This window comes from Pseudomonas oryzihabitans (assembly GCF_001518815.1).
GTDB classification, from domain to species: Bacteria; Pseudomonadota; Gammaproteobacteria; order Pseudomonadales; family Pseudomonadaceae; genus Chryseomonas; species Chryseomonas oryzihabitans_E.
In genome coordinates, this window is record NZ_CP013987.1 from 3953178 (window position 1) to 3979642 (window position 26465).

Consider the following 26465-nt stretch of genomic DNA (forward strand, 5'->3'; position numbering starts at 1 on the left):
GGTCAACAGGGGGCAAGCGGGTCTGGGCGCCGTGCTACTTGGGCTGCGACGCCTTGTACAAAATCCGACCTGCCCCCTGGACCTCAGTTCTCCTCCGCTTCGTTGTTTTTCCCTTTTGCCTGGGAGTTATCACTGAGTTTGTCGGCCAGTTCATCTTCCAGCTCGAGCTCGGCGATTTCCTTGAGACGCTGCACCACACGGGCATTCACGCTGCCATCGGGGAAGCGGCCCTTGGCATCGGGCGCACCGGCAGGCTCACCCACCAGCAGCGACAGGGCCTCGTCCGCCTGACGTACGGCATAGACATGGAACAGCCCCTCGCGGACCGCTTCCAGCACCGTTTCGTCGAGCATCAGATTGGTGACGTTGGCGCGTGGAATGATCACGCCCTGCTCGCCGGTCAGGCCACGGGCCTTGCAGAGGCGGAAGAAGCCTTCGATCTTCTCGTTCACACCGCCGACTGGCTGCACCTCCCCGAACTGATTGATGGAGCCGGTGATGGCGAAGCACTGCTTGAGCGGTGTGCGCGACAGCGCGGAGATCAGGGTGCAGGCCTCGCCAAGGGAGGCACTGTCGCCATCGACATAGCCATAGGACTGCTCCAGGGCAATGCTGGCCGAGATCGACAGGGGGAATTCCTGGGCATAGCGACTCCCCAGGTAGCCGGTCAGGATCATCACGCCCTTGGAATGGATGGGCTGGCCCAGGCTGACCTCGCGCTCGATGTCGAGGATGCCGCTGGCGCCCGGGTAGACGGTGGCGGAGATGCGCGCTGGCATGCCAAAGGCGGAGTCGGCCACTTCCAGCACCGTCAGGCCGTTGCACTTGCCCACCGCGGCGCCCTGGGTGTCGATGAGGATGAGCCCGGTGAGCATGTCGTCCAGCACCCGGGCGCAGACGCGTCCGGTGCGGGTTTCCTTGGCCTTGAGCGCGCGCTCCACATGGCCCTTGTCGGTGCGCTCGTCACCGGCCAGATGACGGATGAAATCGGCTTCGCTGACCAGCTGGAACAGATCGCCGATGCGCGCCGACAGCCGCCCCTGGTGTTCGGCCAGACGGGCGCTGTAGGTAGCCAGGCGCGCCACCGCGGCCGAGGTCAGAGGCGCCATGCCCTCTTCCGAGGTGCGCGTCTTGAGCAACTGGGCGAACTGCTCCAGGCTCTCGTCGCGCAGCGGCAGCTCTTCATCGAAGTCCACCAGTACCCGGAACATTTCCTGGAAGTCCGAATCCAGCTCCTGCAGGGTGTAGTAGATGTTGCGCGAGCCGATGATGATGACCTTGAGCTGCAGCGGAATCTGCTGCGGCGCCAGGCTCATGGCGGTGAGTCGCCCCAGCTCGGCCAGCGGCGACTCCATCTTCAGCTGGCGTGAATGCAGGGCCCGCTTGAGCGCGTCCCAGACGAAGGGCTCGGTCAGCAGCTTGTCCGCCTCGACGATCAGGAAACCGCCATTGGCGCGATGCAACGCACCCGGGCGCAGCTGGCGATAATTGGTGTAGAGCGCCCCCTGGTCGGACTGGTATTCGATGCGGCCGAAGAGGTTGTCGTAGGTCGGATGGGGCTCGAACACCACCGGGGCGCCCCCGGTGACATGATGGCCGATGATGAGATTGGGCTCGTACTGCTCGCGCAGTTCCTTGCGCCGCTGCATGTCGGGCTTGGCGTCGTCGGCCAGCTGCTCGACCACCGTCTTGAGCAGATCCACCTGCATGGCCTGCAGATAGGCACAGACGCCGGGGTTGTCGTTGTACTTCTCCGACAGCGGCGCCAGGAGCGGCTGCAGGGCCTGGATGATGGTGTCCTCGTTCAGCGCCCGCAGCTGGTTGCTCGACTCGCGCCGCCATTGCGGCAGGCTGGACAGCTCTTCGTTGAGACGTTCTTCGAGGCTGGAGATATCGGCGTGAAAGCGTTCGCGCTCGGCCTCGGGCAGCTGGGCGAATTCGGCTTCATCCAGCGCCTTGCCCTCCTTCATCGGGGTGAAGGCGACATTGTTGGCATCGCGATAGAGGGCGATCTCCTTTTCCAGCGCGAGCTTTTCCACCACGTCCAGGGCCTGGTCGTAGCGCTGATTGAACGCACGCTCGATGGCGTTCTTCTTCTGTTGGAATGCCGGATGCTCGAACACCGCCGGAAAGGTGGCCAGCAGGTTGTCGATGAACTGCGCCATGTCGGCCACGAAGGCCTCGCCTTCACCAGGTGGCAGTTCCAGGGCGCCGGGGGCGCGCGGCTCTTCGAAATGATTCAGGTACACCCAGTCGTTCGGCGTGGGCTGGCGTTTGGCTTCGGCCTTGAGGTAGCGCTGAACGAAGGAGAAGCGGCCGGTGCCCGGCTCGCCCATGACAAAGACGTTGTAGCCGGGCCGTGGCATCGCCACCCCGAACTGCAGCGCCTCTACCGCACGCTCCTGGCCCAGGATGCCGCGGAAGGGTTCGAGCTGATCGGTATCGGCGAAGGAAAATTGTTCGGGAGCGAAAGGGCGGGTCAGCTCATCGGGAGCGAGCCGGAGACCGGCCGCGACGGGATCGTGCATCGTAAGTCCTTGTCAGGCATGCAGGCAGTGTCCGCATTCTGCGACCGGGATGACAACCGAGGCAAGGCAAGTAGCGCGCCGCGGTCGCTTTCGGCAGCGCGTCTCGAAAGCGCGACTGCAACGTCCGTCGGTATTTTGCAGCGGCAGCGTTTTTTGACGAATTTCTCACCAGCCGCCAACTAAGCTCTGTTCATGGGGATCAGTCGTAGGATCCCGTGAGGAGGCCCAATGGCTGTCTCTCGTCGTTTCATACCGTTGTTCGCCCTGCTGTCCGCGCTCGCGGCCTGTACCAGCTATCACGACCAATTGATCGCCAAAGGCTATCCGCCGGCCTATGCCGACGGCTTCAGCGACGGCTGCCAGACCGGCAAGCAGGCGGTCAACGGCATAGGGTACGAGCACAAGGATGCGCGCCGCTTCGCCGCGGAGAAGCCCTATCAACAGGGTTGGGACGCAGGCTACGCACAGTGCGTGCAGGTGGCCCAGCGCGAAGAACAACAACGCTTCATGGACCAGGTTCGGGAAAACCGCGAAGGCGCCGAGCAACTGCACCTGCGCTCCAAAACACGTTGAGGTCGCAGCCAACCTTGCAGCGTGGATAGGATGACCTATGCTGGCGGGCCCGCTTGTCGAGCCCTGCCGATGTCTGCCCGTTCGCCGCTGTTCGCCGTCGCCCTGCTGCTGGTCGCCATGACCTCCATCCAGACCAGTGCGAGTCTGGCCAAGACCCTGTTCCTGCGCCTCGACCCGGTCGGCGTTACCACCCTGCGACTGATCTTCGCCGCCCTGGTGCTGCTGATCGTGTTGCGGCCCTGGCGCAACTTTCGTCGCGAAGCCCTGGGCAGCCTGCTGGGCTATGGCGTCGCCATGGGCGTGATGAACCTGACCATCTACATGGCCATGCAGCGGCTGCCGATCGGCATCGCCGTCGGCTTGGAATTCGTCGGCCCTCTGGTGGTGGCCTTGTGTGCGCTGCGCCGCTGGCTGGACCTGTTATGGATCGTCCTGGTGGTCGCCGGCCTGGCCGTGCTGTTGCCCTTCGGCCACAGCGCCTCGGCATTGGATCCGTTGGGTACCGCCCTGGCCCTGGGCGCCGGTGCCTGCTGGGCCCTGTACATCGTGCTGGGCAAGCGCGCGGGCGCGGTCCATGGCACTGCCACGGTAGCCTTTGGCGCCACCATCGCCGCCCTGGTCATCCTGCCCATCGGCATCCTGCACAGCGGCAGCAACCTCTTGATACCGGAAATCTGGCCGTTGGCACTGGCCCTGGCGCTGATGTCCACGGCCATCCCCTACGCCCTGGAAATGGTCGTACTGACCCGCCTGCCCGCCTCTACCTTTGGCACCCTGATGAGTCTGGAGCCCGCGCTGGGCGCGCTCTCCGGCTGGGTATTTCTCGGCGAGATCCTCGGCGTCGCCCAGTGGTTCGCCCTCGCCTGCATCATCGTGGCATCGATCGGCGCCACCTGGAGCAGCCGCCTGACTCCGGAGCAAACGCCGCTCTAGGGACTCTATAACGAGGCGAACCCTTAAGCGGAGTGCCGACGATGATCTATCTGATAATGGGCGTTTCGGGTAGTGGCAAGACTACCCTGGGCGAACTCCTGGCCAGCCGGCTGGGCTGTCGTTTCGACGATGCCGACACCTTTCACAGCCAGGCCAACAAAGACAAGATGGCCAAGGGCATCGCCCTCACCGACGAGGATCGCTGGCCTTGGCTGGATGCCATCCACGATGCCATGCAGCAGGCGCGGACCGAGGGCACCACCCGGGTGTTCGCCTGCTCGGCGTTGAAGAAGGTCTATCGCGATCGCCTGCTGAACGGTCTCGAAGGCGTGCGCCTGCTGTTTCTCAAGGGCTCCCCGGAGCTGCTCGCCGAGCGTATCGGCAGCCGCCGTGGGCACTTCTTCGATCCCAAGCTGTTGCAGAGCCAACTCGATACTCTGGAAGCACCCGACCACCTGGAGGCCCAGGTACTGGACGTACGCAAGCCGCCCGAGCAACTGGTGGACGAGGTGCTGGAGCACGACCGCAGCGCCTGAGCGCAGCGGTCACGGCGTCAGACCGCGACCGGTGCCTTGATGTGCGGATGGGCCTGGTAGCCTTCCAGCTCGAAATCCTCGAAGCGGAAGGCGAATAGGTCCTGGACCGCCGGATTGAGCTTCATGGTCGGCAGCGGCAGCGGTTCGCGGGTCAGCTGCAGATCGGTCTGCTCCAAGTGATTGGCATAAAGGTGGCAATCGCCCCCGGTCCAGATGAATTCGCCAGGTTGCAAGCCGGTCACCTGGGCGACCATCAGGGTCAGGAGCGCATAGCTGGCGATGTTGAAAGGTACGCCGAGGAAAATGTCGGCGGATCTCTGATAGAGCTGGCAGCTCAGGCGGCCGTCGGCGACATAGAACTGGAACAGTGCATGGCACGGCGGCAACGCCATCTCGTCCACCAGCGCCGGGTTCCAGGCCGAGACGATCAGCCGGCGTGAATCGGGCTTGGCGCGGATCATGTCCACCACCCCGGCGATCTGGTCGATATGGCGACCATCCGGTGCCGGCCAACTGCGCCACTGGTAGCCGTAGACCGGTCCCAGCTCACCGTTCTCGTCGGCCCATTCGTCCCAGATGGAGACGCCGTTGTCCTTCAGGTAGCGGATATTGGTCTCGCCCTGCAGGAACCACAGCAGCTCATGGATGATGGATCTGAGATGGCATTTCTTGGTGGTGACCAGGGGAAAGCCCTCGGCCAGGTCGAATCTCATCTGGTAGCCGAAGACGCTGTAGGTCCCGGTGCCAGTGCGGTCGCTCTTGAAGGTGCCGTGTTCACGCACGTGGCGCATCAGGTCGAGGTACTGTTTCATGGCGGGAGCGCTACCTGGCAAAAGCCAAATGGTATCAAATCGCGCCCTGCGGGAGCGGTCGCGCTTGTCGCAGCCAGCAGCGGGGCACAAAAAAAGCGGCCCGAAGGCCGCTTCTCGTCGCTTAGTTGTTAGCTGTTGGCCGGCGGCGCCGTGAGGGTCGCCGTCTCGCGTTCGCGCTGGGTGATCTCCGAGGCCGTGGCGTCCATGGCCTCCTGCAGCCCCTGCAGGCGCTTCTTCTCGGCACGCCGGGTGAAATACCAGGCGAAGAAGGTGAACAGCGAGACCGCCAGCAGGATCAGGCTGGCAATGGCATTGATCTCCGGCTTCACGCCCAGGCGCACCGCGGAGAACACCTCCATGGGCAGCGTAGTGGAGCCGGGACCGGACACGAAGCTCGCCAGCACCAGGTCGTCCAGCGACAGGGCGAAGGACATCATGCCACCCGCCGCCAGCGACGGCGCGATCATGGGAATGGTGATCAGCAGGAACACCTTCCAGGGGCGTGCGCCCAGGTCCATGGCCGCCTCTTCGATGGACAGGTCCAGCTCGCGCAGGCGCGAGGAGACCACTACCGCCACATAGGAGGCACAGAAGCTGGTGTGGGCGATCCAGATGGTGGTCACGCCGCGGTCCTGCGGCCAGCCGATCAGCTGCGCCATGGAGACGAACAGCAGCAGCAGCGACAGACCGGTGATCACCTCAGGCATTACCAACGGCGCCGTGACCATGCCGCCGAACACGGTGCGGCCACGGAAGCGTGGGATGCGGGTCAGCACGAAGGCCGCCAGGGTCCCGAGGATCACCGAGGAGATGGCCGTGTAGAAGGCGATTTCCAGGGAGCGGAACACCGCACTCATCAGCTGGGTGTTGTCCAGCAGTCCGACGTACCACTTCACCGACCAGCCACCCCAGACGGTCACCAGGCGTGACTCGTTGAAGGAGTAGATGACCAGGATGACCATCGGCAGGTAGATGAACAGCAGCCCGAGCACCAGCATCAGGTTGGTGAACTTGAGGCCTCTCATAGCTTGCCCTCCAGTTCCTTGGCTTGGTTCCTGTTGAACAGCACGATGGGCACGATCAGGATCAACAGCATCACCACGGCCAGCGCCGAGGCCACCGGCCAGTCACGGTTGTTGAAGAACTCCTGCCAGAGCACGCGGCCGATCATCAGGGTCTCCGGGCCACCCAGCAGCTCGGGAATGACGAATTCTCCCACCGCCGGAATGAACACCAGCATGCAGCCGGCGATGATGCCATTCTTGGACAGCGGCACGGTGATCTTCCAGAAGCTGGTGAAACGGCTGGCTCCCAGGTCGCCAGCGGCTTCCAGCAGGGTCAGGTCGTGCTTCACCAGGTTGGCGAACAACGGCAGGATCATGAACGGCAGGTAGGAATAGACGATCCCCAGGTACACCGCGAAGTTGGTGTTGAGCATCTGCAGCGGACTGCTGATGATCCCCAGATTCATCAGGAAGCTGTTGATCAGGCCGTTGGTGGAGAGCAGGCCCATCCAGGCATAGACGCGGATGAGGATGGCGGTCCAGGTCGGCATCATGATCAGCAGCAGCAGCACCGTCTGCTTCTCGCGACTGGCGCGGGCGATGGAATAGGCCATGGGATAGCCGATCAGCAGGCAGATCAGGGTGCTGATACCGGCCATCTTCAGCGAGCCGAGATAGGCATCCAGATACAGCGGATCGTCGGCGAACATCATGTAGTTGCCGAAGTTGAGCGCGATATCCAGTTGCTGATCGGCGTAGCTGAACAGCTCGGTATAGGGAGGAATGGCCACGTCCGCTACCGAGAAACTGATCTTGAGCACGATCAGGAAGGGCAGCAGGAAGAACAGGAACAGCCAGACGAAGGGCACGCCAATGGTCAGGCGGCGGCCATCCAGCAGGCGCTTGAGCAAGGGAGGTCTGGTCATGCTTGCAGTACCACGCCGCTGTCGTCTTCCCAGTACACCACCACGGCGTCATCCCAGGTGGGTCGCTTGCCGAGCCGCTCGGCGTTGGCGATGAAGCACTGCACGATGGGCCCGGTCCCCAGCTTGACGTGATACACCGAGTGCCCGCCCAGGTAGGCGATATCGTGCACGGTACCGCTGCACCAGTTGTAGTTGGGATGCTCGTGATCGGCCGGCAGGCTGGTGCCCATCAGCAGTTTCTCGGGACGCAGGGCGAAGGTGACCTGCTTTTCCTGGGCCCGGGTGCTGATGCCGTGACCGATGTAGATCGGCCGTTCCAGCTGCGGGCTGTGGATGATGGCGTGGTCGGCGCCATCGTCGGTCAGCTCGCCGTCGAAGATGTTGACGCTACCGATGAACTCGCAGACCAGCCGGCTCGCCGGGGTCTCGTAGATGTCCATGGGGCTGCCCACCTGGGCGATCCAACCCAGGTGCATGATGGCGATGCGCTCGGCCATGGTCATGGCCTCTTCCTGGTCGTGGGTCACCATGACGCAGGTCACGCCCACGCGCTCGATGATCTCCACCAGTTCCAGCTGCATCTGCGAACGCAGCTTCTTGTCCAGGGCACCCATGGGTTCGTCGAGCAGCAAGAGCTTGGGCCGCTTGGCCAGGGAGCGTGCCAGGGCTACCCGCTGGCGTTGGCCACCGGAGAGCTGGTGCGGTTTGCGCTTGGCGTACTGGGTCATGTGCACCAGCTTGAGCATCTCGGCCACGCGTGCGTCGATCTCGGCCCTGGGCAGCTTGTCCTGCTTGAGACCAAAGGCGATGTTCTGCTCCACGCTCATGTGCGGAAACAGCGCATAGGACTGGAACATCATGTTGATCGGCCGCTCGTAGGGCGGCATGTCGGTGATGTCCACGCCATCGAGGAAGATGCGCCCTTCGCTGGGTCGCTCGAAGCCGGCCAGCATGCGCAGCAGGGTCGACTTGCCCGAGCCCGAGCCGCCGAGCAGAGCAAAGATCTCGCCCTTGTTGATGGTCAGGGAGACGTCGTCGACAGCGACGGTTTCGTCGAACTTCTTGGTGACCCGGTCGATCTTGACCAGGACTTCCTTGGCTTTCTTATCGCCGGTGGCGGCTTTCTTGAAGGCACTGGTGGCGGTCGCCATGTACATCTCCCCAGGAAAATCGGGGACCGGCCTGGCCGGTCCGCTTAGCGTTGGTTATTTGCCGGACTTGACCCGCGTCCAGCTACGGGTTTCCAGGCGCAGGAGTTGCGGGGGCAGCTCCTTCATGACGTAAAGCTTGTCCATCACCGCTTGTGGCGGATAGACGGTCTCGTCCTGCCGCAATTCGGCATTCATCAACTCGCCTGCCTTGGGATTGGGGTTGGCATAGCCGACATAGTCACTGACCTTGGCAATCACCTCGGGCTGCAGCAGATAGTTGATGAAGGCATGGGCCTCCTTCATGTTCTTCGCATCCTTGGGTATGGCCAAGAGGTCGAACCAGAGGTTCGCACCCTCCTTGGGAATCGCGTAGCCGATATTGACGCCCTTCTTCGCTTCCTCGGCACGCGAGCGCGCCTGAAAGACATCACCGGAATAACCGAAGGCCACACAGATGTTGCCGTTGGCCAGATCCGAGATGTACTTGGAGGAATGGAAATAGGTGATGTACGGCCGCACCTTAAGCAGCTGTGCCTCGGCCTTCTTGTAGTCGTCAGGGTTGGTACTGTTGGGGTCGAGCCCCAGGTATTGCAGTACTGCCGGATAGACCTCATCGGGCGAATCCATGAAGGAGACGCCGCACTTGCTCAGCTTCTTGAGGTTCTCGGGTTCGAACAGGATGGCCCAGGAATCCAGCTTGTCGGTTCCCAGCGCAGCCTTGACCTTGTCGACATTGTACCCGATGCCGTTGGTACCCCACAGGTAGGGAACGCCGTATTGATTGCCCGGATCACTCTTTTCCAGTTGCTTGAGCAACGCCGGATCGAGGTTCTGCCAATTCGGCAGCTGGCTCTTGTCCAGCTTCTGGAAGGCGCCCGCCTTGATCTGCTTGGCCAGGAAGTTGCTCGAAGGCACCACCACGTCGTAGCCGGTATGGCCGGCCAGCAGTTTGCCTTCGAGGGTTTCGTTGGAATCGAAGACGTCATAGACCGGGGTGATACCGGTGGCCTTCTGGAAATCCTCGAGCGTGGTCTCGCCGACGTAATCGCTCCAGTTGTAGACGCGTACCGTCGGCTCGGCGACAGCAGTTCCCATGACGGTCAGGGTGGTCATGGCCAGCAGGGTTTTACGCAACGAAAGCACGGGCGGCTCCTTTCATGGTGGGCATCGGGGCGACACCCTTTCAGCGGTCCATACAGACGTACGGCACGCCGGAGCAACCCCGGCGTGCCGTCCTTTTATCCGCACATGGCGGCAGACATCACTTACCGGACTTGATGGTGGTCCAGGTGCGGGTCATCAGACGCTGGGTCTTGGCCGGAAGATCCGGGAAGGCGTACAGCTTGCTCATGGTTTCCTGGGTCGGGTAGATGCCCGGGTTGGTGCGGATCTCTTCGGCTACAAGCGGAGTCGCCTCTTTGTTGCCGTTGGGATACTGCACATAGTCGCTGACCGCAGCGATCACCTTGGGCTCCATCAGGTAGTTGATGAACTTGAGCGCGCCCTCGGGATTCTCGGCATCCTTGGGAATGGCCATGGTATCGAAGAAGGTACCAGCGCCTTCCTTGGGAATGTTGTAGGCCACGGTCACACCGTTCTTGGCATCGGCCGCGCGGGCCTTGGCCTGGGCGATGTCGCCGGAATAACCGACGGCCACGCAGACGTTGCCGTTGGCCAGGTCCGAGATGTACTTGGAGCTGTGGAAATAGGTGATGTACGGACGGACCTTGAGGAACAGCTCCTCGGCCGCCTTGATCTCCTTGGGATCCTGGCTATCCGGCTTGTAGCCGAGATAGTGCAGGCCGGCGGGAATGATCTCGGTGGGCGAATCCAGTACCGCCACGCCGCAGCCCTTGAGCTTGGAGAGGTTCTCCGGCTTGAAGATCAGGTCCCAGGAATCCACCGGCGCATTGTCGCCCAGGGCCGCCTTGACCTTGGCCGGGTTGTAGCCGATGCCGATGGTGCCCCACAGGTAGGGGATGGCGTACTGGTTGCCCGGGTCGCTGACTTCCAGGGTCTTCATCAGCTGCGGATCGAGATTCTGGTAGTTGGGCAGCTTGGATCTGTCCAGCGGCTGGTAGACGCCGGCCTTGATCTGCTTGGCCAGGAAGGAGTTGGACGGCACCACCACGTCGTAGCCGGAACGGCCGGCCAGCAGCTTGGCCTCGAGGGTCTCGTTGCTGTCGTAGACGTCATAGACCACCTTGATCCCCGACTCCTTCTCGAAGTTGGCGATGGTGTCTTCGGCAATGTAGTCGTTCCAGTTGTAGACGTGCAGGACCTTGGGGTCCGCCGAGGCGTTGCCGGCGAAGAGACCGGCCAGGCTCAGCGCTAGAAGAGTCTTGCCAAAAACATTCATGCGGTGGTGCTCCTCAAGTCATCGTTGGTCTTTTGATTCGGTGCGCGGCCAGCGCCCGCGCGCAGTCTGGCAAGGTCCGCCGCTAGGCTCAAGCCTTGCCGGCCATTAGCCACGTTGACGCAGCACCGCATGGGTCTGATCGAGACTCAGGCGCGCCAGGGTGACGAGCTCGTCGATGGACTCCGGCGTGATGACCAAGGGCGGGGCGATGATCATGGTATCGCCCACCGCACGCATGACCAGACCATTGCGGAAGCAATGCTCGCGGCAGAGCATGCCCGCCCCACCCTCGTACCGGGTCCGCGTCTTCTTGTCGCGCACCAGCTCCAGCGCCGCCACCATCCCGACGCCGCGGGTCTCGGCCACCAGCGGGTGGTCCGCCAGCTCCGCCCAGCGTTTCTGCAAATAGGGTGCCGTGGCGCTGCGAACCCGGTCGACGATGCCCTCGTCACGCAGGATGCGGATGTTTTCCAGGGCCACGGCAGCCGCCACCGGATGCCCCGAATAGGTGAAGCCGTGGTAGAACTCGCCGCCCTCGTCCAGCACCTTGACCACTTCGTCGCGCACCACCACGCCACCCATGGGCACGTAGCCAGAGGTGAGACCCTTGGCGATGGGCATCAGGTCCGGGGCGTTGCCGTAATACTGGCTGCCGAACCATTCGCCGGTACGGCCGAAGCCGCAGATGACCTCGTCGGCGATGAAGAGGATGTCGTACTTATCCAGGATCTGGCGCACTCGCGGCCAGTAGCTTTCGGGCGGGACGATCACCCCGCCGGCACCCTGGATGGGCTCGGCGATAAAGGCGGCGACACGTTCTTCGCCGACCTCGAGGATCTTCCGCTCCAGCTGATCGGCCGCCCAGACGCCGAATTCCTCCGGACTCATCTCGCCGCCTTCACCGAACCAGTAGGGCTGCGGGATATGCACGATGTCGGGCAGCAGACCGCCCTGCTCGTGCATCGCCGCCATGCCGCCCAGGCTGGCGCCGGCCATGGTCGAGCCGTGGTAGCCATTCCAGCGGCCGATGACCACCCGCTTCTCCGGCTGGCCCTTGGTTGCCCAGTAATGGCGCACCAGACGCAGCACCGTGTCGTTGGCCTCCGAGCCCGAACCGGTGAAGAACACGTGATTCATGCCTTCCGGTGCCAGCTCGGCGATGGCCTTGGCCAGCTCCAGCGCCGGCGGGTGGGCGGTCTGGAAGAACAGGTTGTAGTAGGGCAGCTCACGCATCTGGCGACTGGCCGCCTCGACCAGCTCTTCACGCCCGTAGCCGACGTTCACGCACCAGAGCCCGGCCATGCCGTCGAGGATGCGCTGACCCTCGCTGTCCCAGAGGTGCACGCCCTCGGCACGGGTAATGATGCGTGCGCCCTTCTCGTTGAGCTGGCGATAATCGGTGAAGGGCGCCAGCAGGTGCCGGCGACTCAGGTCCTGCCAATGGGCGGTGGTAAAGGTAGTCACGAAGCCTCTCCTTGAATCGCGGTCAAACGCTGAGCAGCAGGAATTCCCGCTCCCACGAACTGATCACGCGCTTGTAATTCTCATGTTCGGCGCGCTTCACCGCGACGTAGCCACGGGTGAAACGACTTCCCAGATAACGCTCCAGGGTGGCCGACTGCTCCATGCGCTCCAGGGCGGCTTCCAGGGTCAGCGGCAGGCGCAGGTTGCGGCGCTCATAGCCGCGGCCTTGTACCGGAGCACTGGGCGAGACGTTCTCGACCATGCCCAGGTAGCCACACAGCAGGCTGGCCGCCAGGGCCAGATAGGGGTTGGCATCGGCCCCGGCCAGGCGGTTTTCCACCCGACGATTCTGCGGATCGGAATCCGGTACCCGCAGGCCCACGGTGCGGTTCTCTTCACCCCACTCCACGTTGACCGGCGCCGAGGTATCGGGCAGGAAGCGGCGGAAGGAGTTCACGTTGGGCGCGAATAGCGGCAGCGCCTCGGGAATGTATTTCTGCAGACCGCCGATGTGGTGCAGGAAGAGCTCGCTCATGCTGCCATCGGGGTTGGAAAACACCGTCTTGCCGGTCTTGAGATCCACCACGCTCTGGTGCAGGTGCATGGCGCTGCCGGGCTCGCCGGTCATGGGTTTGGCCATGAAGGTGGCGGTGACGTTGTGCTTGAGCGCGGCCTCGCGCAGGGTGCGCTTGAAGACGAAGATCTGGTCGGCCAGGTGCAGCGGATCACCGTGACGGAAGTTGATTTCCATCTGGGCGGTGCCTTCTTCGTGAATCAGGGTATCCAGATCCAGCTCCTGGGCCTCGCACCAGTCGTACATGTCTTCGAACAACGGATCGAATTCGTTGGCCGCATCGATGGAGAAGGATTGGCGCCCCGTTTCCTGGCGGCCTGAGCGGCCCACCGGAGGCTGCAGCGGATAATCGGGGTCGTCGCTGCGCTTGGTCAGGTAGAACTCCATTTCCGGCGCGACGATGGGCTGCCAGCCGTGCTCGGCATAGAGCTTGAGCACCTTTTTCAGCAGATTGCGCGGCGACAGCTCGATGGGGATGCCGCGCTTGTCGTAGGTATCGTGAATCACCAGGGCCGTGGGCTCCAGCGCCCAGGGCACCAGGAACACCGCACGATCGTCCGGGCGACAGTGCATGTCGATGTCGGCCGGGTCGAGCAATTCGTAGTAGATGTCGTCGTCGACATAGTCCCCGGTCACGCTCTGCAGGAGCACACTCTCCGGCAGGCGCATGCCCTTTTCATTGAGGAACTTGGCGGTGGGGGAAATCTTGCCGCGGGCAATGCCGGTCAGGTCGGCTACCAGGCATTCCACTTCAGTGATCTTGCGTTCTTTCAACCAGGCGGTCAGCCGGTCAAGCGGGGTGCTCATAAAGACCTCGAAGGTTCGAGCGGGGGATAGAGAACATCAGCGATGGGCAGCGCGCTCCTTGCAGGCACTCCCAAACGCCTGGAACAGGGCAAGGTACACGGGATGACTGCGCACCTGCCATTCCGGGTGCCACTGCACGCCACAGGCGAAGGCCTGAGCCTCACGGACCGAGACGGCCTCGATGAGGCCATCAGGAGCCAGCGCCTCGGCGCGCAACCCCGGTGCCAGGCGCTCGATGCCCTGGCCATGAATGGAATTCACTTCGAAGCGCGCCGGCAGGTCCAGGGCCTCGAACAGGCCACCCGGCTGAACCTCGACCGGGTGGTGCAGGCCATAGTGCTCCTCCAGGGTTTCGCCGCGCTCGCGGTGATCCATGAAGGGCCCTGCCTCGTGCACCTTCTGGTGCAGGCTGCCGCCAAAGGCCACGTTCATTTCTTGGAAGCCCCGGCAGATGCCCAACACCGGCACACCGGCCGCCACGGCCGCACGCAGCAGTGGCAGGGTCACGGCATCACGAGCCGCGTCGTGCAGGGTACCGGGCTCGCTGGGTGCGCCCTGGTAGTGTTGCGGCTCCACGTTGGACGGCGAACCGGTGAACAGCAGACCGTCCAGGCGCTGGACCAACGCCTCGGTTGCGATCAGATCGGCTAGCGCGGGAATCACCAGCGGCATGCCTTCGGCCCCCTCCACCACCGCGCGCAGATACTTGTCGCCCGCGATATGGAAAGGATGCAGACCTAGTTGTCGGGTACAGGCTGTGACACCAATGAGCGGCAGCGCAGACATGGGACACCGGGGTGATCAGGATCACCCGAGCCTAGTCTTGTTCGTTATTTTTCACAACCACCGCCAAAAAGTTTCGAGATTCTGCACAGAAGCAGCGAAACAGAGGTCCTCGACCGCCCATGAGTGCGCCAAAAACAGGCACCTCCGCACCACCCTTGAGCGCCGCTGCCGCCAGTTGACTTTGGTCCGCCTTTCGGATTGACTCCAGGGTGGTAACTCCGCTGATTGATATTTTTAACAGGGGCGCTGGCAAAGCGTCGGAGCGCAGGCGAGACCGTACTCTCAGGTCGCTGTCGGATCGACAGCGGGCACTCGTGCCCTCACTGCGGTTGGCCCACTGGGCAAACAGGCGCGTCAGGCGCTAACCGTTTTGTCGAGCGCAGCCAAAAGCAAAGGTGTTTCATCATGTCGGTACCCCCGCGTGCCGTTCGTTTGGATGAAGCGACCGACTTCCTCAGGGAACATCCTGAGGTTCAGTTCGTCGATCTTCTGATTGCAGATATGAATGGCGTGGTGCGTGGCAAACGCATCGAGCGCAACAATCTGCCCAAAGTCTTCGAGAAAGGAATCAACCTCCCCGCTTCGCTGTTTGCCCTCGACATCACCGGCTCCACCGTCGAAAGCACCGGTCTCGGTCTCGACATCGGCGATGCCGACCGCGTCTGTTTCCCCATCACCGACACCCTCTCCATGGAGCCCTGGCAGAAGCGCCCCACCGCGCAATTGCTGATGACCATGCACGAGATGGAAGGCGAGCCCTTTTTCGCCGATCCCCGCGAGGTCCTGCGCCAGGTCGTGCAGCGCTTCGACGAACTCGGACTCACCGTCTGCGCCGCCTTCGAGCTGGAGTTCTATCTGATCGATCAGGAGAACATCAACGGCCGTCCGCAGCCACCGCGCTCACCCATCTCCGGCAAGCGTCCCCAGTCGGTCCAGGTCTACTCCATGGACGATCTGGACGAATACGCCGACTGCCTGCAGGACATCATCGACGGCGCCCGCGCCCAGGGCATTCCGGCCGACGCCATCGTCGCCGAATCGGCGCCAGCGCAATTCGAGGTCAACCTCAATCACGTCGCCGATCCGATCAAGGCCTGCGACTACGCCGTGCTGCTCAAGCGTCTGATCAAGAACGTCGCCTACGACCATGAAATGGATACCACCTTCATGGCCAAGCCCTACCCTGGCCAGGCGGGCAACGGCTTGCACGTGCATATTTCCCTGCTGGACAAGGAAGGCCGCAACATCTTTGCCGGCGAGGATCCCGAGCAGAACGCCGCATTGCGTCACGCCATCGGCGGTGTGCTCGAGACCCTGCCCGCCTGCATGGCCTTCCTCTGCCCCAACGTGAACAGCTATCGCCGCTTCGGCTCGCAGTTCTTCGTGCCCAATGCACCGAGCTGGGGCCTGGACAACCGCACCACCGCCCTGCGCGTGCCTACCGGCACACCGGAAGCGCACCGCATCGAGCATCGGGTAGCCGGCGCCGACGCCAACCCCTACCTGCTGCTGGCGGGTGTCCTGGCTGGCGTGCACCACGGTTTGACACGGCAGATCGAGCCCGGTCCGGTGACCGAGGGCAACTCCTACGAGCAGCACGAGCAGAGTCTGCCGAACAACCTGCGCGATGCCTTGCGCTACCTGGACGACAGCTCGGTGATGGCAGAGTACATCGATCCGAAGTACATCGACATCTTCGTCGCCTGCAAGGAGCACGAGCTGGAGGAGTTCGAACACTCCATCTCCGACCTCGAGTACAACTGGTACCTGCACACCGTGTAGGCGTATGCCTGCCGACCGGCCCCGCGCCGGTCGGCAGGCAGGCACCTGCGCTGCGTACCGCCCGCCCCGAGCCTGGTCGATCGTCCCATCGCTCGCCGCAACACCCTCGCCGACGCTCCTACCGTTACAGGAGATAAACTGCGGACCTCGAACGTTTCCCGCCGTACTGCGCCAGCCCGCCCGCGCCTTTGCGCCTGAGGCGATCTGCCGGCCCTTTTCCCTTTCAGCCCCCCGAAGACTCTTGATGGAGAGCCTCGCCATGACCACCCTCACCACGCCGCGTGCCGACGGCTTCCACATGCCGGCCGAATGGGCCGACCAGCGCCAGATCTGGATGGTCTGGCCCGAGCGCCCCGACAACTGGCGCCTCGGCGGCAAGCCCGCCCAGGCGGCCTTCACCGCGGTCGCCCAGGCCATCGCCCGCTTCGAGCCGGTCACCATCGGTGCCTCGGCGCAGCAGTACGAAAACGCCCGCGCCCGCCTGCAGCATCCCAATATCCGGGTGGTGGAAATCAGCAATGACGACGCCTGGTGCCGCGATACCGGTCCGACCTTCGTCAGCGATGGCCAGGGTGGTGTGCGCGGAGTGGACTGGAGTTTCAATGCCTGGGGCGGCCTGGACGGTGGCCTCTACTTCCCCTGGCAGCGCGACGACCAGGTAGCGGGCAAGATCCTGGCAATCGAGAATCTTCCGGGCTACCGCACCCCGGATTTCGTTCTCGAAGGCGGCTCCATCCATGTCGACGGCGAAGGCACCCTGATCACCACCGAGGAATGCCTGCTCAACGCCAACCGTAATCCACACCTGGATCGCGCGCAGATCGAGCGTTATCTGAGCGACTACCTGGCGGTGGACAAGGTCATCTGGCTACCCCACGGTCTCTACAACGATGAAACCAACGGCCACGTGGACAACTTCTGCTGCTACGTGCGCCCGGGCGAGGTGCTGCTGAGCTGGTGCGACGACCAGACAGACCCCAACTACAGCCGCTGCCGCGAGGCGCTGGCCGTACTGGAGCGCGAGACCGATGCCCGTGGCCGCACTTTCAAGGTGCACCGCATCGTCACCCCGGGTCCGCTGTTCGCCAGCGAGGACGAATGCCGCGACGTGGACGCCTGCCTCGGCACCCAGCCACGTCGTGCCGGCGAGCGCCTGGCGGCCTCCTACGTCAACTTCCTGATCGTCAACGGCGGCATTATCGCACCGACCTTTGGCGTCCCCGAGGATGCGGAGGCTTTGAGCACCCTGCAGGCCTGCTTCCCGGAGCACGAGGTGGTGCAGGTGCCTGGCCGCGAGATCCTGCTGGGCGGCGGCAACATCCATTGCATCACCCAGCAGCAGCCAACCGGACGCTGACTTCCGGTAGAAACGAAAAAGCCCGTCTTTCGACGGGCTTTTTTCTGACCTGAGCGCGGCTTAGAGCAGCGGCAGGGTGTAGCTGACGATCAGACGGTTTTCGTCGACGTCGCGCTGGCCCGGCACACCGGCTTGGGAAACGGCCGGCAGGTCGGAACGCAGCATGGCGTTACGCCAGGTGAAGCCCAGACCTTTCAGCTGGCCTTCCGGGATCACGTAGCTGACGGTCAGGTCGCGTTCCCATTCCATGGCGTCGCCAGTACGGGTACGGATGTTGTCACCGCGCTGATAGATGACGCCAGCGGTCAGACCCTTGACGCCCAGCTGAGCGAAGTCATAGGAGTAGCGAGCCTGCCAGGTGTCTTCGCCGGAACGGGTGAAGTTGTTGATCTGAATATCGGTGATGGCATAGGTCGAAGCGCCACCGTTCTCGTTCAGGTAGGGGAAGGCGCTGTTGCCGTTGCTGCCCTGATAGCCCAGACCAAAGGTGTGGCCGTAGATCGAGTAGGTGAACAGGCCGCTGTAGAGGCGGTTGTCGATCTCGCCAGTGGTACGGGTACCACCGTAGTAGCCGCTGGACACGTAGAGACCGGTGCTGTCGGCCTTGCGGTTCTCGCCCTGGCTGTTGCTATCGAAATAGCGAAGGTCGGTCTTGAAGGTACCGTCGCCCAGCTTGACGTTGTGAACCAGGCCCAGGAAGTGCTGGTTGTAGAAGTCTTCCAGCTGACCGAAGTAGTACTGCAGGGTCAGGTCTTTGGTGACCTTGTAATCGCCGCCGACAAAGCGGAAATGGTCGCTGTTGCGACGCAGAGCGGCATTCGCCGCACCGTTGGAGCCAGCGATGGACAGATCGTCTTCGTCGGTGGAGTTACGGTTCTTGGCACGCTCAAGCTGGCCGGCGGTCAGAGTCAGGTTCTTGATGTCCTTGGACGTGACCTGAGCACCCTGATAGGTCTGTGGCAGCAGACGACCGTCGTTGGATACCACCACCGGCAACTTCGGCATCAGGGTGCCGTAGCGGAACTCGGTTTCGGAGATCTTCATCTTGGCAGTAGCGCCCAGGCTGCTGAACTCGTCGACGGCACTGTTATCGGTATCGCGCGGGAACATGCCCCCGTTCTGCACACTACTGGCATTGGTAGCCTTGCCACCGCTGTCCAGACGCAGACCCAGCATGCCGACCGCATCGACGCCGAAGCCGACGGTGCCTTGGGTGAAACCCGACTGGTAGTTCAGCATGAAGCCCTGACCCCAATCCATCACGCGAGAAGGATTGGCGGTACCGTTACGGTTGTCTGTGTTGATGTAGAAGTTACGCAGACTGAGGGTTGCTTTGCTGTCCTCGACGAAGCCGGCAGCTTGGGAGGCGGCGATAAGGGACAGGTTCAGACAGGCCGCGGAGACCGCGACCACCAGTGGCTTCTTGACCATGAGTGCTCCAGGGGTGAATCGTTGTTATGCAGCCACCAGCGGTGTCAGCGCCTGCTGGTGGTATGCCCGACGGGCCGTGCGGAAGGGAAAGCTAGAGGGCTTTTGTTTCATTTTCGAGAATTTTCCCAAGCCTGGTCGACTTTTGAGTTGCGACCTCCAGCACAGGACCTCTGCTACCGTCTTCCACGTTGCGAAAGCTAATTGCAAAAAAGCATTTCGTCTAGCAATACGTGGTCGAAAAACCGCCCTAAGGTCTTCCCCTGTAACCGGTCGGTCATGAACAAGGGGAACCTGTTCTTCCGCACCTGTGGTAAAGACGAATCTTTTCCCTGATATCTTCGACCCCTTCCCTTCCCGGACGCTCTGGGACGGTAGTTTCGCGCTCTATCTCAGCGCTTCAGAAAGCACACGCCCTGATCTACCACACTCTAAATCCATTAGAGTTCTGTATATATTTCAATGGCTTGCAGCTTTTTTCCGTCGACCCTAAGGTTGCTCCCTACAGCCGAAGGCATTCTTGCCTTACCTGCCGGTAAGAATGTCCGCGCGGAACCATGCTCGTCTGGTTACGAAAAGGTCCGAAAGTCTATTCATGACTTCGGTCAATTCATGCCGAGCGCCGGCCTATGAAGCAAAGGCGTTGATACTGACGGCAGGCGAGGAAGGCGCCAGCTAACGGGCGATGTTGCTCTTGAGACGCGTCAAGATCGAGCGCGGGAGTAGAACGTAGAAAGGCCTGCCAGGATGCAGGCCCTTTACCGGGCAACCGCCCTGCTAGAGCGGTCGGGAGAGCTGGTCAGCGCAGCGAAGCCAAGGACAGCAGGGCCTGGCAACGGCGTGCTAGCCCTGAACCACCTGATCCTTACCCTGGCGCTTGGCTCGGTACATGGCCTCGTCAGCGCGAACATAGAGGGTATCCAGCGACTCATCCTCTTCGCGCAGGACGGTGACCCCCTGACTGATGGTGACTTTCAGTGGACCTTCAGCAGTGGGCACTGCCAGTTGCCGGACGGCACGCTGCAGGCGGCTGCCTATTTGCAGCGCGAGGTCGCTGTCACACCCCGGCAGCAACAGGGCGAATTCTTCACCACCGATACGACCGAAAAGATCACCGCGACGGGTAGTTTGAGCCCCACATTCGGCAACACGCTGTAACACTTGATCGCCCATCTGGTGGCCGAAGCGATCATTGATCTTCTTGAAGTCATCGATATCGAGCAGCAGGAAAGCGAGCGGCTCCCCTTCGCTGCGGGCAAATTCGAAGGCACGTTGCGCGCTTTCGAAGAAATGGCGCCGGTTGCTGCTACGCGTCAAGACATCGGTGGTGGCGAGCCGCTGCAGCTCTTCCTCCATACGCTTCTTCTCAGTGATGTCTTCGGCGATTCCCACCACCAGGAGCGGCATACCGGCTTCGCTGCGCTGACTGACAAAGCATTTGTCACTGAGCCAGCGAATCTCGCCGTCGGCACGGATGATGCGGTACTCACGCGATTCGATAGCGCCCTGCTCTATCACCTGTTCCAGGGTTCGTTGCGCGTATTCGAGGTCATCGGGATAGATGTTGTTGAGCCAGGTACTGTAATCGCTCAACACTTGCGATTGGGAGCGACCGAAGATCTGCTGGTAGGCGGGGCTGACGTAGATGATCTGGCGAGTGCGCCAGTCCAGCGCCCACAGTACGGCGTTGACGCTTTCCAGGAGCGCACTGAACAGCTGTTCGCGATCACGCAGGCGATCTGCTTCGGCCCGCGAGTGCAGGAGCGCCAGAAGATTCTCTTCCGGGGTGGGAAGAGCAGACAGCGGGGGTTGTTCATCCATATACACATGCGCCTACGCGGGGTCCTGAGGGAATTAGAGACAGCTGAAAGCAAGCTGGTTCAATCCCCGCGCAGCGCAGCCCACCGCTTCGGTGGGCTTTTGTGAAGCCTTTCTCAGGCGGTCCCAGCCGGTCGCAGCGAATAGGTCTTCAGCTGTTCGGCGAACTCGCGCAACGACTGGATACCGCTGGCTTCGGCCTCGCCGATCCACTGCCGGGTCGCGGCCAGCATGTCGTGGCCATTGGCACTGGTGCGGGCCCAGATCTGCTGCAGCGCCAGGCGCTTTTCGTAGATCAGCTTCAGCGTCTGGCTGTGCTCGAGCAACTCATCGATGCGTACCTGGTGGCGCGCCTTGAGCAGACTGGTCTCTCGCGCCAGCAGACCACGCGCCCGACGAAACAGCGGGCGCTGGGAGGGTGCGGCGCTGACGCGCTCCTGCCGGAGCAGCGGACCTATTACCTGCTTGCGGTACTGGGCCATGATCTGGAAACGGTTGTTGAGGATGGCCATGGCGGTATCCATGTCCAACTGTCCCTTGCCCTCGATACGGTGGGCGATGGGCGCGACGCGATTGACCTTGGCCAGGCGCAGCCAGGTGAACAGCTTGATCCAGGCCCAGCCCATGTCGAATTCCCAGCGCTTGACCGACAGCTTGGCCGAGTTGGGATAGGTGTGGTGGTTGTTGTGCAGCTCTTCACCCCCGATGACGATGCCCCAGGGAACGAGGTTGGTGGCGGCGTCGCGGCATTCGAAGTTGCGATAGCCCACCGCGTGCCCCAGGCCATTGACCACACCGGCGGCCCAGAAGGGAATCCAGACCATCTGCACTGCCCAGACGGTGAGACCCAGGGCGCCGAACAGAGCCACGTCGATCAGCAGCAGCAACACGACCCCCAGATTGCGGGTACGCGGATTGGAATAGAGCTTGCGCTCGATCCAGTCGTCCGGGCAGTTCTTGCCATAGATGCGCAAGGTGTCGGCGTTGTTCGCCTCGGCCTTATACAACTCGGCGCCGCGCCGAACCACGGTGGCGAGCCCCTTGTGCACCGGGCTGTGCGGGTCGTCTTCGGTTTCGCACTTGGCGTGGTGCTTGCGATGGATGGCGGTCCACTCGCGGGTGTTCATCGCCGTGGTCAGCCACAGCCAGAAGCGGAAGGCGTGCTTGAGCGCCGGATGCAGCTCCAGCGAGCGGTGGGCGGAGTAACGATGCAGGTAGACGGTGACACTGACAATGGTCAGGTGAGTCAACACCAGGGTGACCACCACCAGTTGCCAGACCGTCAGGTCGAGCAGGCCGTTGTAGCTCATGACGCAGAGGACCTCGCGCGGATGTTGTCGTGCAACTGTCACTGAAAGTTCAGTGAACAGGCGTTCGCGCATTATTGCCGGGGTTGGCGATAAATCCAGCCCTACCTTTTGCTACACAACGTGTCCTTCACAAACCGCTAATTCTAAAAGCGCATAAACAAAGCATTATTAGCAATTTTAAGAAATAACAAACCTCCTTCTAAGATGGCGTCACCTCTTCACTTACCCCTCCTTCGAGGACGCCATCCCATGAGCTCCGCTCCGTTCCGCAGCCTGGAAAACCAGGACGAAACCGCACTGCTCCGCGACATCCAGCAGGCCTTGCGTGGCCTCAGGTTCGGCGCCATCGAGATCACCGTGCACAACGGCCAGGTGGTGCAGATCGAGCGCAAGGAAAAATTCCGGCCTCAGACCGGTCCGTCAAACAAGCATTGAGTTCACGAGATTAGTGGACGAGCGGGCAAGGTGCCCGCCAGACGGTGTCCGCCTTTCCACGTCAAGGAGCCTTCCCATGTCCCTTCGCCGCTTCGCCATGGCCGCACTTGCCGGCGCTTTGCTCACCAGTCAGGTCCAGGCCGTCGAGTTGCTCAACGTGTCCTACGATCCGACCCGTGAGCTCTACCAGCAGTACAACGCCGCCTTCGCCAAGCACTGGAAGGCCGAGACCGGCGAAGACGTGAGCATCAAGAATTCCCATGGTGGCTCCGGCAAGCAGGCCCGCTCGGTGATCGATGGCCTGCAGGCCGATGTCGTCACCTTGGCACTGTCTGGCGACATTGATGCCCTCAATCTGCACCAGCAGCTGGTCGCCCCCAACTGGCAACAGCGTCTGCCGGACAACAGCACGCCCTATACCTCGACCATCGTCTTCCTGGTGCGCAAGGGCAATCCCAAGGGCATCAAGGACTGGGACGACTTGGTGAAGAAAGACGTCCAGGTCATCACCCCCAATCCCAAGACCTCCGGCGGCGCACGCTGGAACTTCCTTGCCGCCTGGGCCTATGCCAAGGCCACCTACGGTAGCGATGCCGAGGCGCTGAAGTTCGTCACCGAGCTCTATCGTCATGCGCCGGTGCTGGATACCGGCGCGCGCGGCGCCACCATCAGCTTCGTACAGCGCCAGCTCGGCGACGTGCTGATCGCCTGGGAGAACGAAGCCTATCTGTCGCTCAAGGAAGAAGGCGGCGACCAGCTGGAGATCGTCACGCCGTCGCTGTCGATCCTGGCCGAGCCGCCGGTGGCCGTGGTGGACAAGGTGGTGGACAGGAAGGGCACCCGTAAAGAGGCAGAGGCCTACCTCAAGTACCTCTACAGCCCCGAGGGCCAACGCATCGCCGCAGAGAATTTCTATCGGCCCCGCGATGCCAAGGTGGCGGCGGAATTCAAGGATCAGTTCAAGCCGGTCAAGCTGGTGACCATCGACCAGGCATTCGGCGGCTGGAAAGCGGCGCAGCCGAAGTACTTCGCCGACGGCGGCGTGTTCGACAAGATCTTCGCCGACATCAACAAATAGCGCCCCAGCCGGGACGGCTCACGCTGACCGGCCCGGAACAGGTATCGTTCCCCCCCTCTGCGCCCTGGCGAAGGCATCGCCGGGGCGCCTTGCAGAAGGACGTCTCATGTCTCGCCGTCTCTCCCCGGTCATACCCGGCTTCGGGTTGACCCTGGGCTTTTCCCTGACCTACCTCGCGCTGATCGTGCTGATCCCGCTGGGCGCCATGTTCCTCCATGCCAGCCAATTGACCCTCGGCCAGTTCTGGTCGCTGATCACCGGGCGCCAGGTGCTGGCCGCGCTGCAGCTGTCCTTTGGCACGGCCCTGCTCGCCGCCTTCATCAACGGCATCCTCGGCACCCTGCTGGCCTGGGTGCTGGTGCGCTACAGCTTCCCTGGGCGCAAGCTGATCGATGCCATGGTCGACCTGCCCTTCGCCCTGCCCACCGCGGTGGCCGGCATCGCCCTGACCGCGCTCTATGCGCCCAACGGCATGATAGGTTCGCTGTTTCCCTTCAAGATCGCCTATACCCCGATCGGTATCACCCTGGCGCTGATCTTCGTCACCCTGCCCTTCGTGGTGCGCACTCTGCAACCGGTGCTGGCGGACATCCCCAAGGAAATCGAGGAAGCCGCCACCTGCCTAGGCGCGCGCCCCTGGCAGGTGTTCCGCTACGTGCTGGTGCCGACCCTGCTGCCGGCTTGGCTGACCGGTTTCGCTCTGGCCTTCGCCCGCGGCGTGGGCGAGTACGGCTCGGTGGTGTTCATCGCCGGCAACATCCCGTTCAAGACCGAGATCCTGCCGCTGCTCATCGTCTCCAAGCTGGACCAGTACGACTACACCGGTGCCACCGGCATCGGCGTGTTCATGCTGCTGGTGTCCTTTGTCATGCTGCTGCTGATCAACATCCTGCAGCGCCGCATCCAGCCCAACATCTAAGGACGACCGCATGAGCCTCATGACTTCGACCAAGGCCGATGCGCGCGCCAGCAAGCAGCGCACCCCGGTGGCCATCGCCCTGATCGCCAGCGCCTGGCTGATTTTCCTGCTGATCCTGGTGCTGCCGCTGTACATGGTGCTGAGCCAGGGCCTGGCCAACGGCATCGGCGCCTTCTGGAACGCCATCAGCGAACCGGATGCGATCTCGGCGCTCAAGCTGACGCTGTTCGCCACCGCCATCTCGGTCCCCCTGAACCTGGCCTTCGGCCTGGCAGCGGCCTGGTGCGTCACCAAGTTCGAGTTCACCGGCAAGAGCCTGCTGATCACCCTGATCGATCTGCCCTTCTCGGTCTCGCCGGTGATCGCCGGTCTCATCTATGTGCTGCTGTTCGGCGCCCAGGGGCTGCTGGGCCCCTATCTGCAGAGCGTGAACGTGCAGATCGTCTTCGCCGTGCCCGGCATCGTACTGGCGACGATCTTCGTCACCTTTCCCTATGTCGCCCGCGAACTGATCCCGCTGATGCAGGAACAGGGCACCCAGGAGGAAGAGGCGGCGCGGTTGCTGGGCGCCAGTGGCTGGCAGCTGTTCTGGCACGTGACCCTGCCCAACGTGAAGTGGGCGCTGATCTATGGCGTGGTGCTGTGCACCGCGCGGGCCATGGGCGAGTTCGGCGCGGTGTCGGTGGTCTCCGGCCACATCCGCGGCCTGACCAACACCCTGCCGCTGCACATCGAGATTCTCTACAACGAATACAACATCGTCGCCGCCTTCAGCGTGGCGATCCTGCTGCTGATGATGGCCCTGGTGATCCTGCTGCTGCGGCAGTGGAGCGAGAGTCGCCTGAGCCGCCAACTGCAGCACCGTGACGAGGAATAAGGCGCCATGAGCATCGAGATCCAGGGCATCAACAAGAGGTTCGGCGCCTTCCAGGCGCTCAAGGACATCAATCTGCACATCGAGAGCGGCGAGCTGGTCGCCCTGCTCGGCCCCTCCGGCTGCGGCAAGACCACCCTGCTGCGCATCATCGCCGGCCTGGAAGCGCCGGACACCGGCAACATCGGCTTCCATGGCGAAGACGTCTCCGGACGCGACGTGCGTGATCGCAACGTCGGCTTCGTCTTCCAGCACTACGCGCTGTTCCGCCACATGACGGTGTTCGACAACGTGGCCTTCGGCCTGCGCATGAAGCCGCGCCGCGAGCGGCCGAGCGAAGCGCAGATCGCCAGCAAGGTGCACGAACTGCTAGACATGGTGCAGCTCGACTGGCTGGCCGACCGCTATCCCGAGCAGCTCTCCGGCGGCCAGCGCCAGCGCATCGCCTTGGCCCGTGCCCTGGCGGTGGAACCCAAGATCCTGCTGCTCGACGAACCCTTCGGCGCGCTGGATGCCAAGGTGCGCAAGGAATTGCGGCGCTGGCTGGCGCGCCTGCACGAGGAGATCCACCTGACCTCGGTATTCGTCACCCACGACCAGGAAGAAGCCATGGAGGTGGCCGACCGCATCGTGGTGATGAACAAGGGCCAGATCGAGCAGGTGGGCTCGCCCGCCGAGGTCTACGAGCAGCCGGCGAGCGACTTCGTCTATCACTTCCTGGGTGACTCCAACCGCCTTGCCCTGGGCGAGCAGGAGGTGCTGTTCCGTCCGCACGAGGTGGAGCTGGAGCGCGAGCCGCGGCCGGGTTATCACGCGGCAGAGGTGCGCGACATCCGCCCGCTCGGGGCCATCACCCGGGTGACCCTGCGAGTACCGGAGCAAACCGAGGTGATCGAGGTGGAGCTGGTCAAGGACCACCCGGTACTGAGCGGGCTGCAACGGGGCACGCCCCTGCATTTCCTGCCGCGCACCCCCTGAATCCGGGGCGGGCGGCTACGACGAAAGTCGTAG

23 protein-coding genes are annotated in these 26465 nt (G+C 62.8%); 10 read left to right on the forward strand and 13 right to left on the reverse strand.

What is annotated here, in order from left to right:
* Positions 1 to 83: 83 nt before the first annotated feature.
* Positions 84 to 2528, reverse strand: a complete 2445-nt coding sequence (locus tag APT59_RS18020; RefSeq protein ID WP_059316114.1) for a Lon protease family protein — start codon at positions 2526 to 2528, stop codon at positions 84 to 86.
* A gap of 228 nt (positions 2529 to 2756) precedes the next feature.
* Here APT59_RS18020 and APT59_RS18025 point away from each other — a divergent pair, with 228 nt between their 5' ends.
* The 3 genes from APT59_RS18025 (at position 2757) to APT59_RS18035 (ending at position 4570) form a co-directional block, all read left to right on the forward strand.
* Positions 2757 to 3101, forward strand: coding sequence for a hypothetical protein (locus tag APT59_RS18025; protein WP_059316115.1), 345 nt, complete (start codon positions 2757 to 2759; stop codon positions 3099 to 3101).
* Positions 3102 to 3170: 69 nt separating this feature from the next.
* Positions 3171 to 4034, forward strand: a complete 864-nt coding sequence (locus APT59_RS18030) for an EamA family transporter (protein ID WP_059316116.1) — start codon at positions 3171 to 3173, stop codon at positions 4032 to 4034.
* A 41-nt stretch (positions 4035 to 4075) separates the two neighbouring features.
* The gene (locus APT59_RS18035; protein ID WP_059316117.1) at positions 4076 to 4570 is read left to right on the forward strand and encodes a gluconokinase; all 495 of its coding nucleotides are present in this window, start codon (positions 4076 to 4078) and stop codon (positions 4568 to 4570) included.
* Positions 4571 to 4587: 17 nt separating this feature from the next.
* Here the strand turns inward: APT59_RS18035 and APT59_RS18040 are convergent, their stop codons facing one another.
* The 9 genes from APT59_RS18040 to APT59_RS18080 all read right to left on the reverse strand — a co-directional run bounded on the left by APT59_RS18040 (position 4588) and on the right by APT59_RS18080 (position 14453).
* Entirely contained in the window at positions 4588 to 5382 is a 795-nt protein-coding gene (locus APT59_RS18040) for a thymidylate synthase (protein ID WP_017640870.1), read from the reverse strand.
* Between the two features lie 128 nt (positions 5383 to 5510).
* Positions 5511 to 6407: an ABC transporter permease subunit gene (locus tag APT59_RS18045; protein ID WP_059316118.1), complete on the reverse strand. Its 897-nt coding sequence runs from the start codon at positions 6405 to 6407 to the stop codon at positions 5511 to 5513.
* Positions 6404 to 7312: an ABC transporter permease subunit gene (locus APT59_RS18050; protein WP_059316119.1), complete on the reverse strand. Its 909-nt coding sequence runs from the start codon at positions 7310 to 7312 to the stop codon at positions 6404 to 6406. Before APT59_RS18050 ends, APT59_RS18045 begins: the two co-directional genes overlap by 4 nt.
* Positions 7309 to 8463, reverse strand: coding sequence for a polyamine ABC transporter ATP-binding protein (gene potA, locus APT59_RS18055; protein ID WP_059316120.1), 1155 nt, complete (start codon positions 8461 to 8463; stop codon positions 7309 to 7311). The genes APT59_RS18050 and potA overlap by 4 nt, the downstream gene beginning before the upstream one ends.
* 54 nt (positions 8464 to 8517) lie before the next feature.
* Positions 8518 to 9576 carry a polyamine ABC transporter substrate-binding protein gene (locus APT59_RS18060; protein WP_174523176.1) on the reverse strand — a complete coding sequence of 353 codons (1059 nt, stop codon included), beginning with the start codon at positions 9574 to 9576 and terminating at the stop codon, positions 8518 to 8520.
* A 148-nt stretch (positions 9577 to 9724) separates the two neighbouring features.
* Positions 9725 to 10822 (reverse strand): polyamine ABC transporter substrate-binding protein, encoded by a 1098-nt coding sequence (locus tag APT59_RS18065; RefSeq protein WP_059316122.1) that lies wholly within the window; start codon positions 10820 to 10822, stop codon positions 9725 to 9727.
* Positions 10823 to 10927: 105 nt separating this feature from the next.
* Positions 10928 to 12286 carry an aspartate aminotransferase family protein gene (locus APT59_RS18070; RefSeq protein ID WP_059316123.1) on the reverse strand — a complete coding sequence of 453 codons (1359 nt, stop codon included), beginning with the start codon at positions 12284 to 12286 and terminating at the stop codon, positions 10928 to 10930.
* A 22-nt stretch (positions 12287 to 12308) separates the two neighbouring features.
* Positions 12309 to 13667, reverse strand: a complete 1359-nt coding sequence (locus APT59_RS18075) for a glutamine synthetase family protein (RefSeq protein WP_017640877.1) — start codon at positions 13665 to 13667, stop codon at positions 12309 to 12311.
* A gap of 36 nt (positions 13668 to 13703) precedes the next feature.
* Entirely contained in the window at positions 13704 to 14453 is a 750-nt protein-coding gene (locus APT59_RS18080) for a gamma-glutamyl-gamma-aminobutyrate hydrolase family protein (RefSeq protein WP_059316124.1), read from the reverse strand.
* Positions 14454 to 14858: 405 nt separating this feature from the next.
* On the opposite strand from APT59_RS18080, the gene APT59_RS18085 reads away from it, so the two are divergent.
* On the forward strand, positions 14859 to 16235 hold the full coding sequence (locus APT59_RS18085; RefSeq protein WP_007160769.1) for a glutamine synthetase family protein: 1377 nt from the start codon (positions 14859 to 14861) through the stop codon (positions 16233 to 16235).
* 259 nt (positions 16236 to 16494) lie between these two features.
* Positions 16495 to 17592 carry an agmatine deiminase gene (gene aguA / locus APT59_RS18090; protein WP_059316125.1) on the forward strand — a complete coding sequence of 366 codons (1098 nt, stop codon included), beginning with the start codon at positions 16495 to 16497 and terminating at the stop codon, positions 17590 to 17592.
* A gap of 60 nt (positions 17593 to 17652) precedes the next feature.
* Here the strand turns inward: aguA and APT59_RS18095 are convergent, their stop codons facing one another.
* The 3 genes from APT59_RS18095 to desA form a co-directional block, all read right to left on the reverse strand.
* Positions 17653 to 19023, reverse strand: coding sequence for an OprD family porin (locus APT59_RS18095; RefSeq protein ID WP_059316126.1), 1371 nt, complete (start codon positions 19021 to 19023; stop codon positions 17653 to 17655).
* Between the two features lie 840 nt (positions 19024 to 19863).
* Complete coding sequence (locus APT59_RS18100; protein ID WP_059316127.1) at positions 19864 to 20841, reverse strand: sensor domain-containing diguanylate cyclase; 978 nt, start codon at positions 20839 to 20841, stop codon at positions 19864 to 19866.
* Between the two features lie 113 nt (positions 20842 to 20954).
* Positions 20955 to 22148 carry a delta-9 fatty acid desaturase DesA gene (gene desA, locus APT59_RS18105; RefSeq protein ID WP_059316128.1) on the reverse strand — a complete coding sequence of 398 codons (1194 nt, stop codon included), beginning with the start codon at positions 22146 to 22148 and terminating at the stop codon, positions 20955 to 20957.
* 249 nt (positions 22149 to 22397) lie between these two features.
* On the opposite strand from desA, the gene oscA reads away from it, so the two are divergent.
* The 5 genes from oscA (at position 22398) to APT59_RS18130 (ending at position 26432) form a co-directional block, all read left to right on the forward strand.
* Positions 22398 to 22583: a sulfur starvation response protein OscA gene (gene oscA / locus APT59_RS18110; RefSeq protein ID WP_059316129.1), complete on the forward strand. Its 186-nt coding sequence runs from the start codon at positions 22398 to 22400 to the stop codon at positions 22581 to 22583.
* A 76-nt stretch (positions 22584 to 22659) separates the two neighbouring features.
* Positions 22660 to 23661, forward strand: coding sequence for a sulfate ABC transporter substrate-binding protein (locus APT59_RS18115; RefSeq protein ID WP_059316130.1), 1002 nt, complete (start codon positions 22660 to 22662; stop codon positions 23659 to 23661).
* A 106-nt stretch (positions 23662 to 23767) separates the two neighbouring features.
* Positions 23768 to 24580, forward strand: coding sequence for a sulfate ABC transporter permease subunit CysT (gene cysT / locus APT59_RS18120; protein WP_059316131.1), 813 nt, complete (start codon positions 23768 to 23770; stop codon positions 24578 to 24580).
* Between the two features lie 10 nt (positions 24581 to 24590).
* Complete coding sequence (gene cysW / locus APT59_RS18125) at positions 24591 to 25457, forward strand: sulfate ABC transporter permease subunit CysW (protein WP_059316132.1); 867 nt, start codon at positions 24591 to 24593, stop codon at positions 25455 to 25457.
* 6 nt (positions 25458 to 25463) lie between these two features.
* On the forward strand, positions 25464 to 26432 hold the full coding sequence (locus tag APT59_RS18130; RefSeq protein WP_059316133.1) for a sulfate/molybdate ABC transporter ATP-binding protein: 969 nt from the start codon (positions 25464 to 25466) through the stop codon (positions 26430 to 26432).
* Positions 26433 to 26465 lie beyond the last annotated feature (33 nt).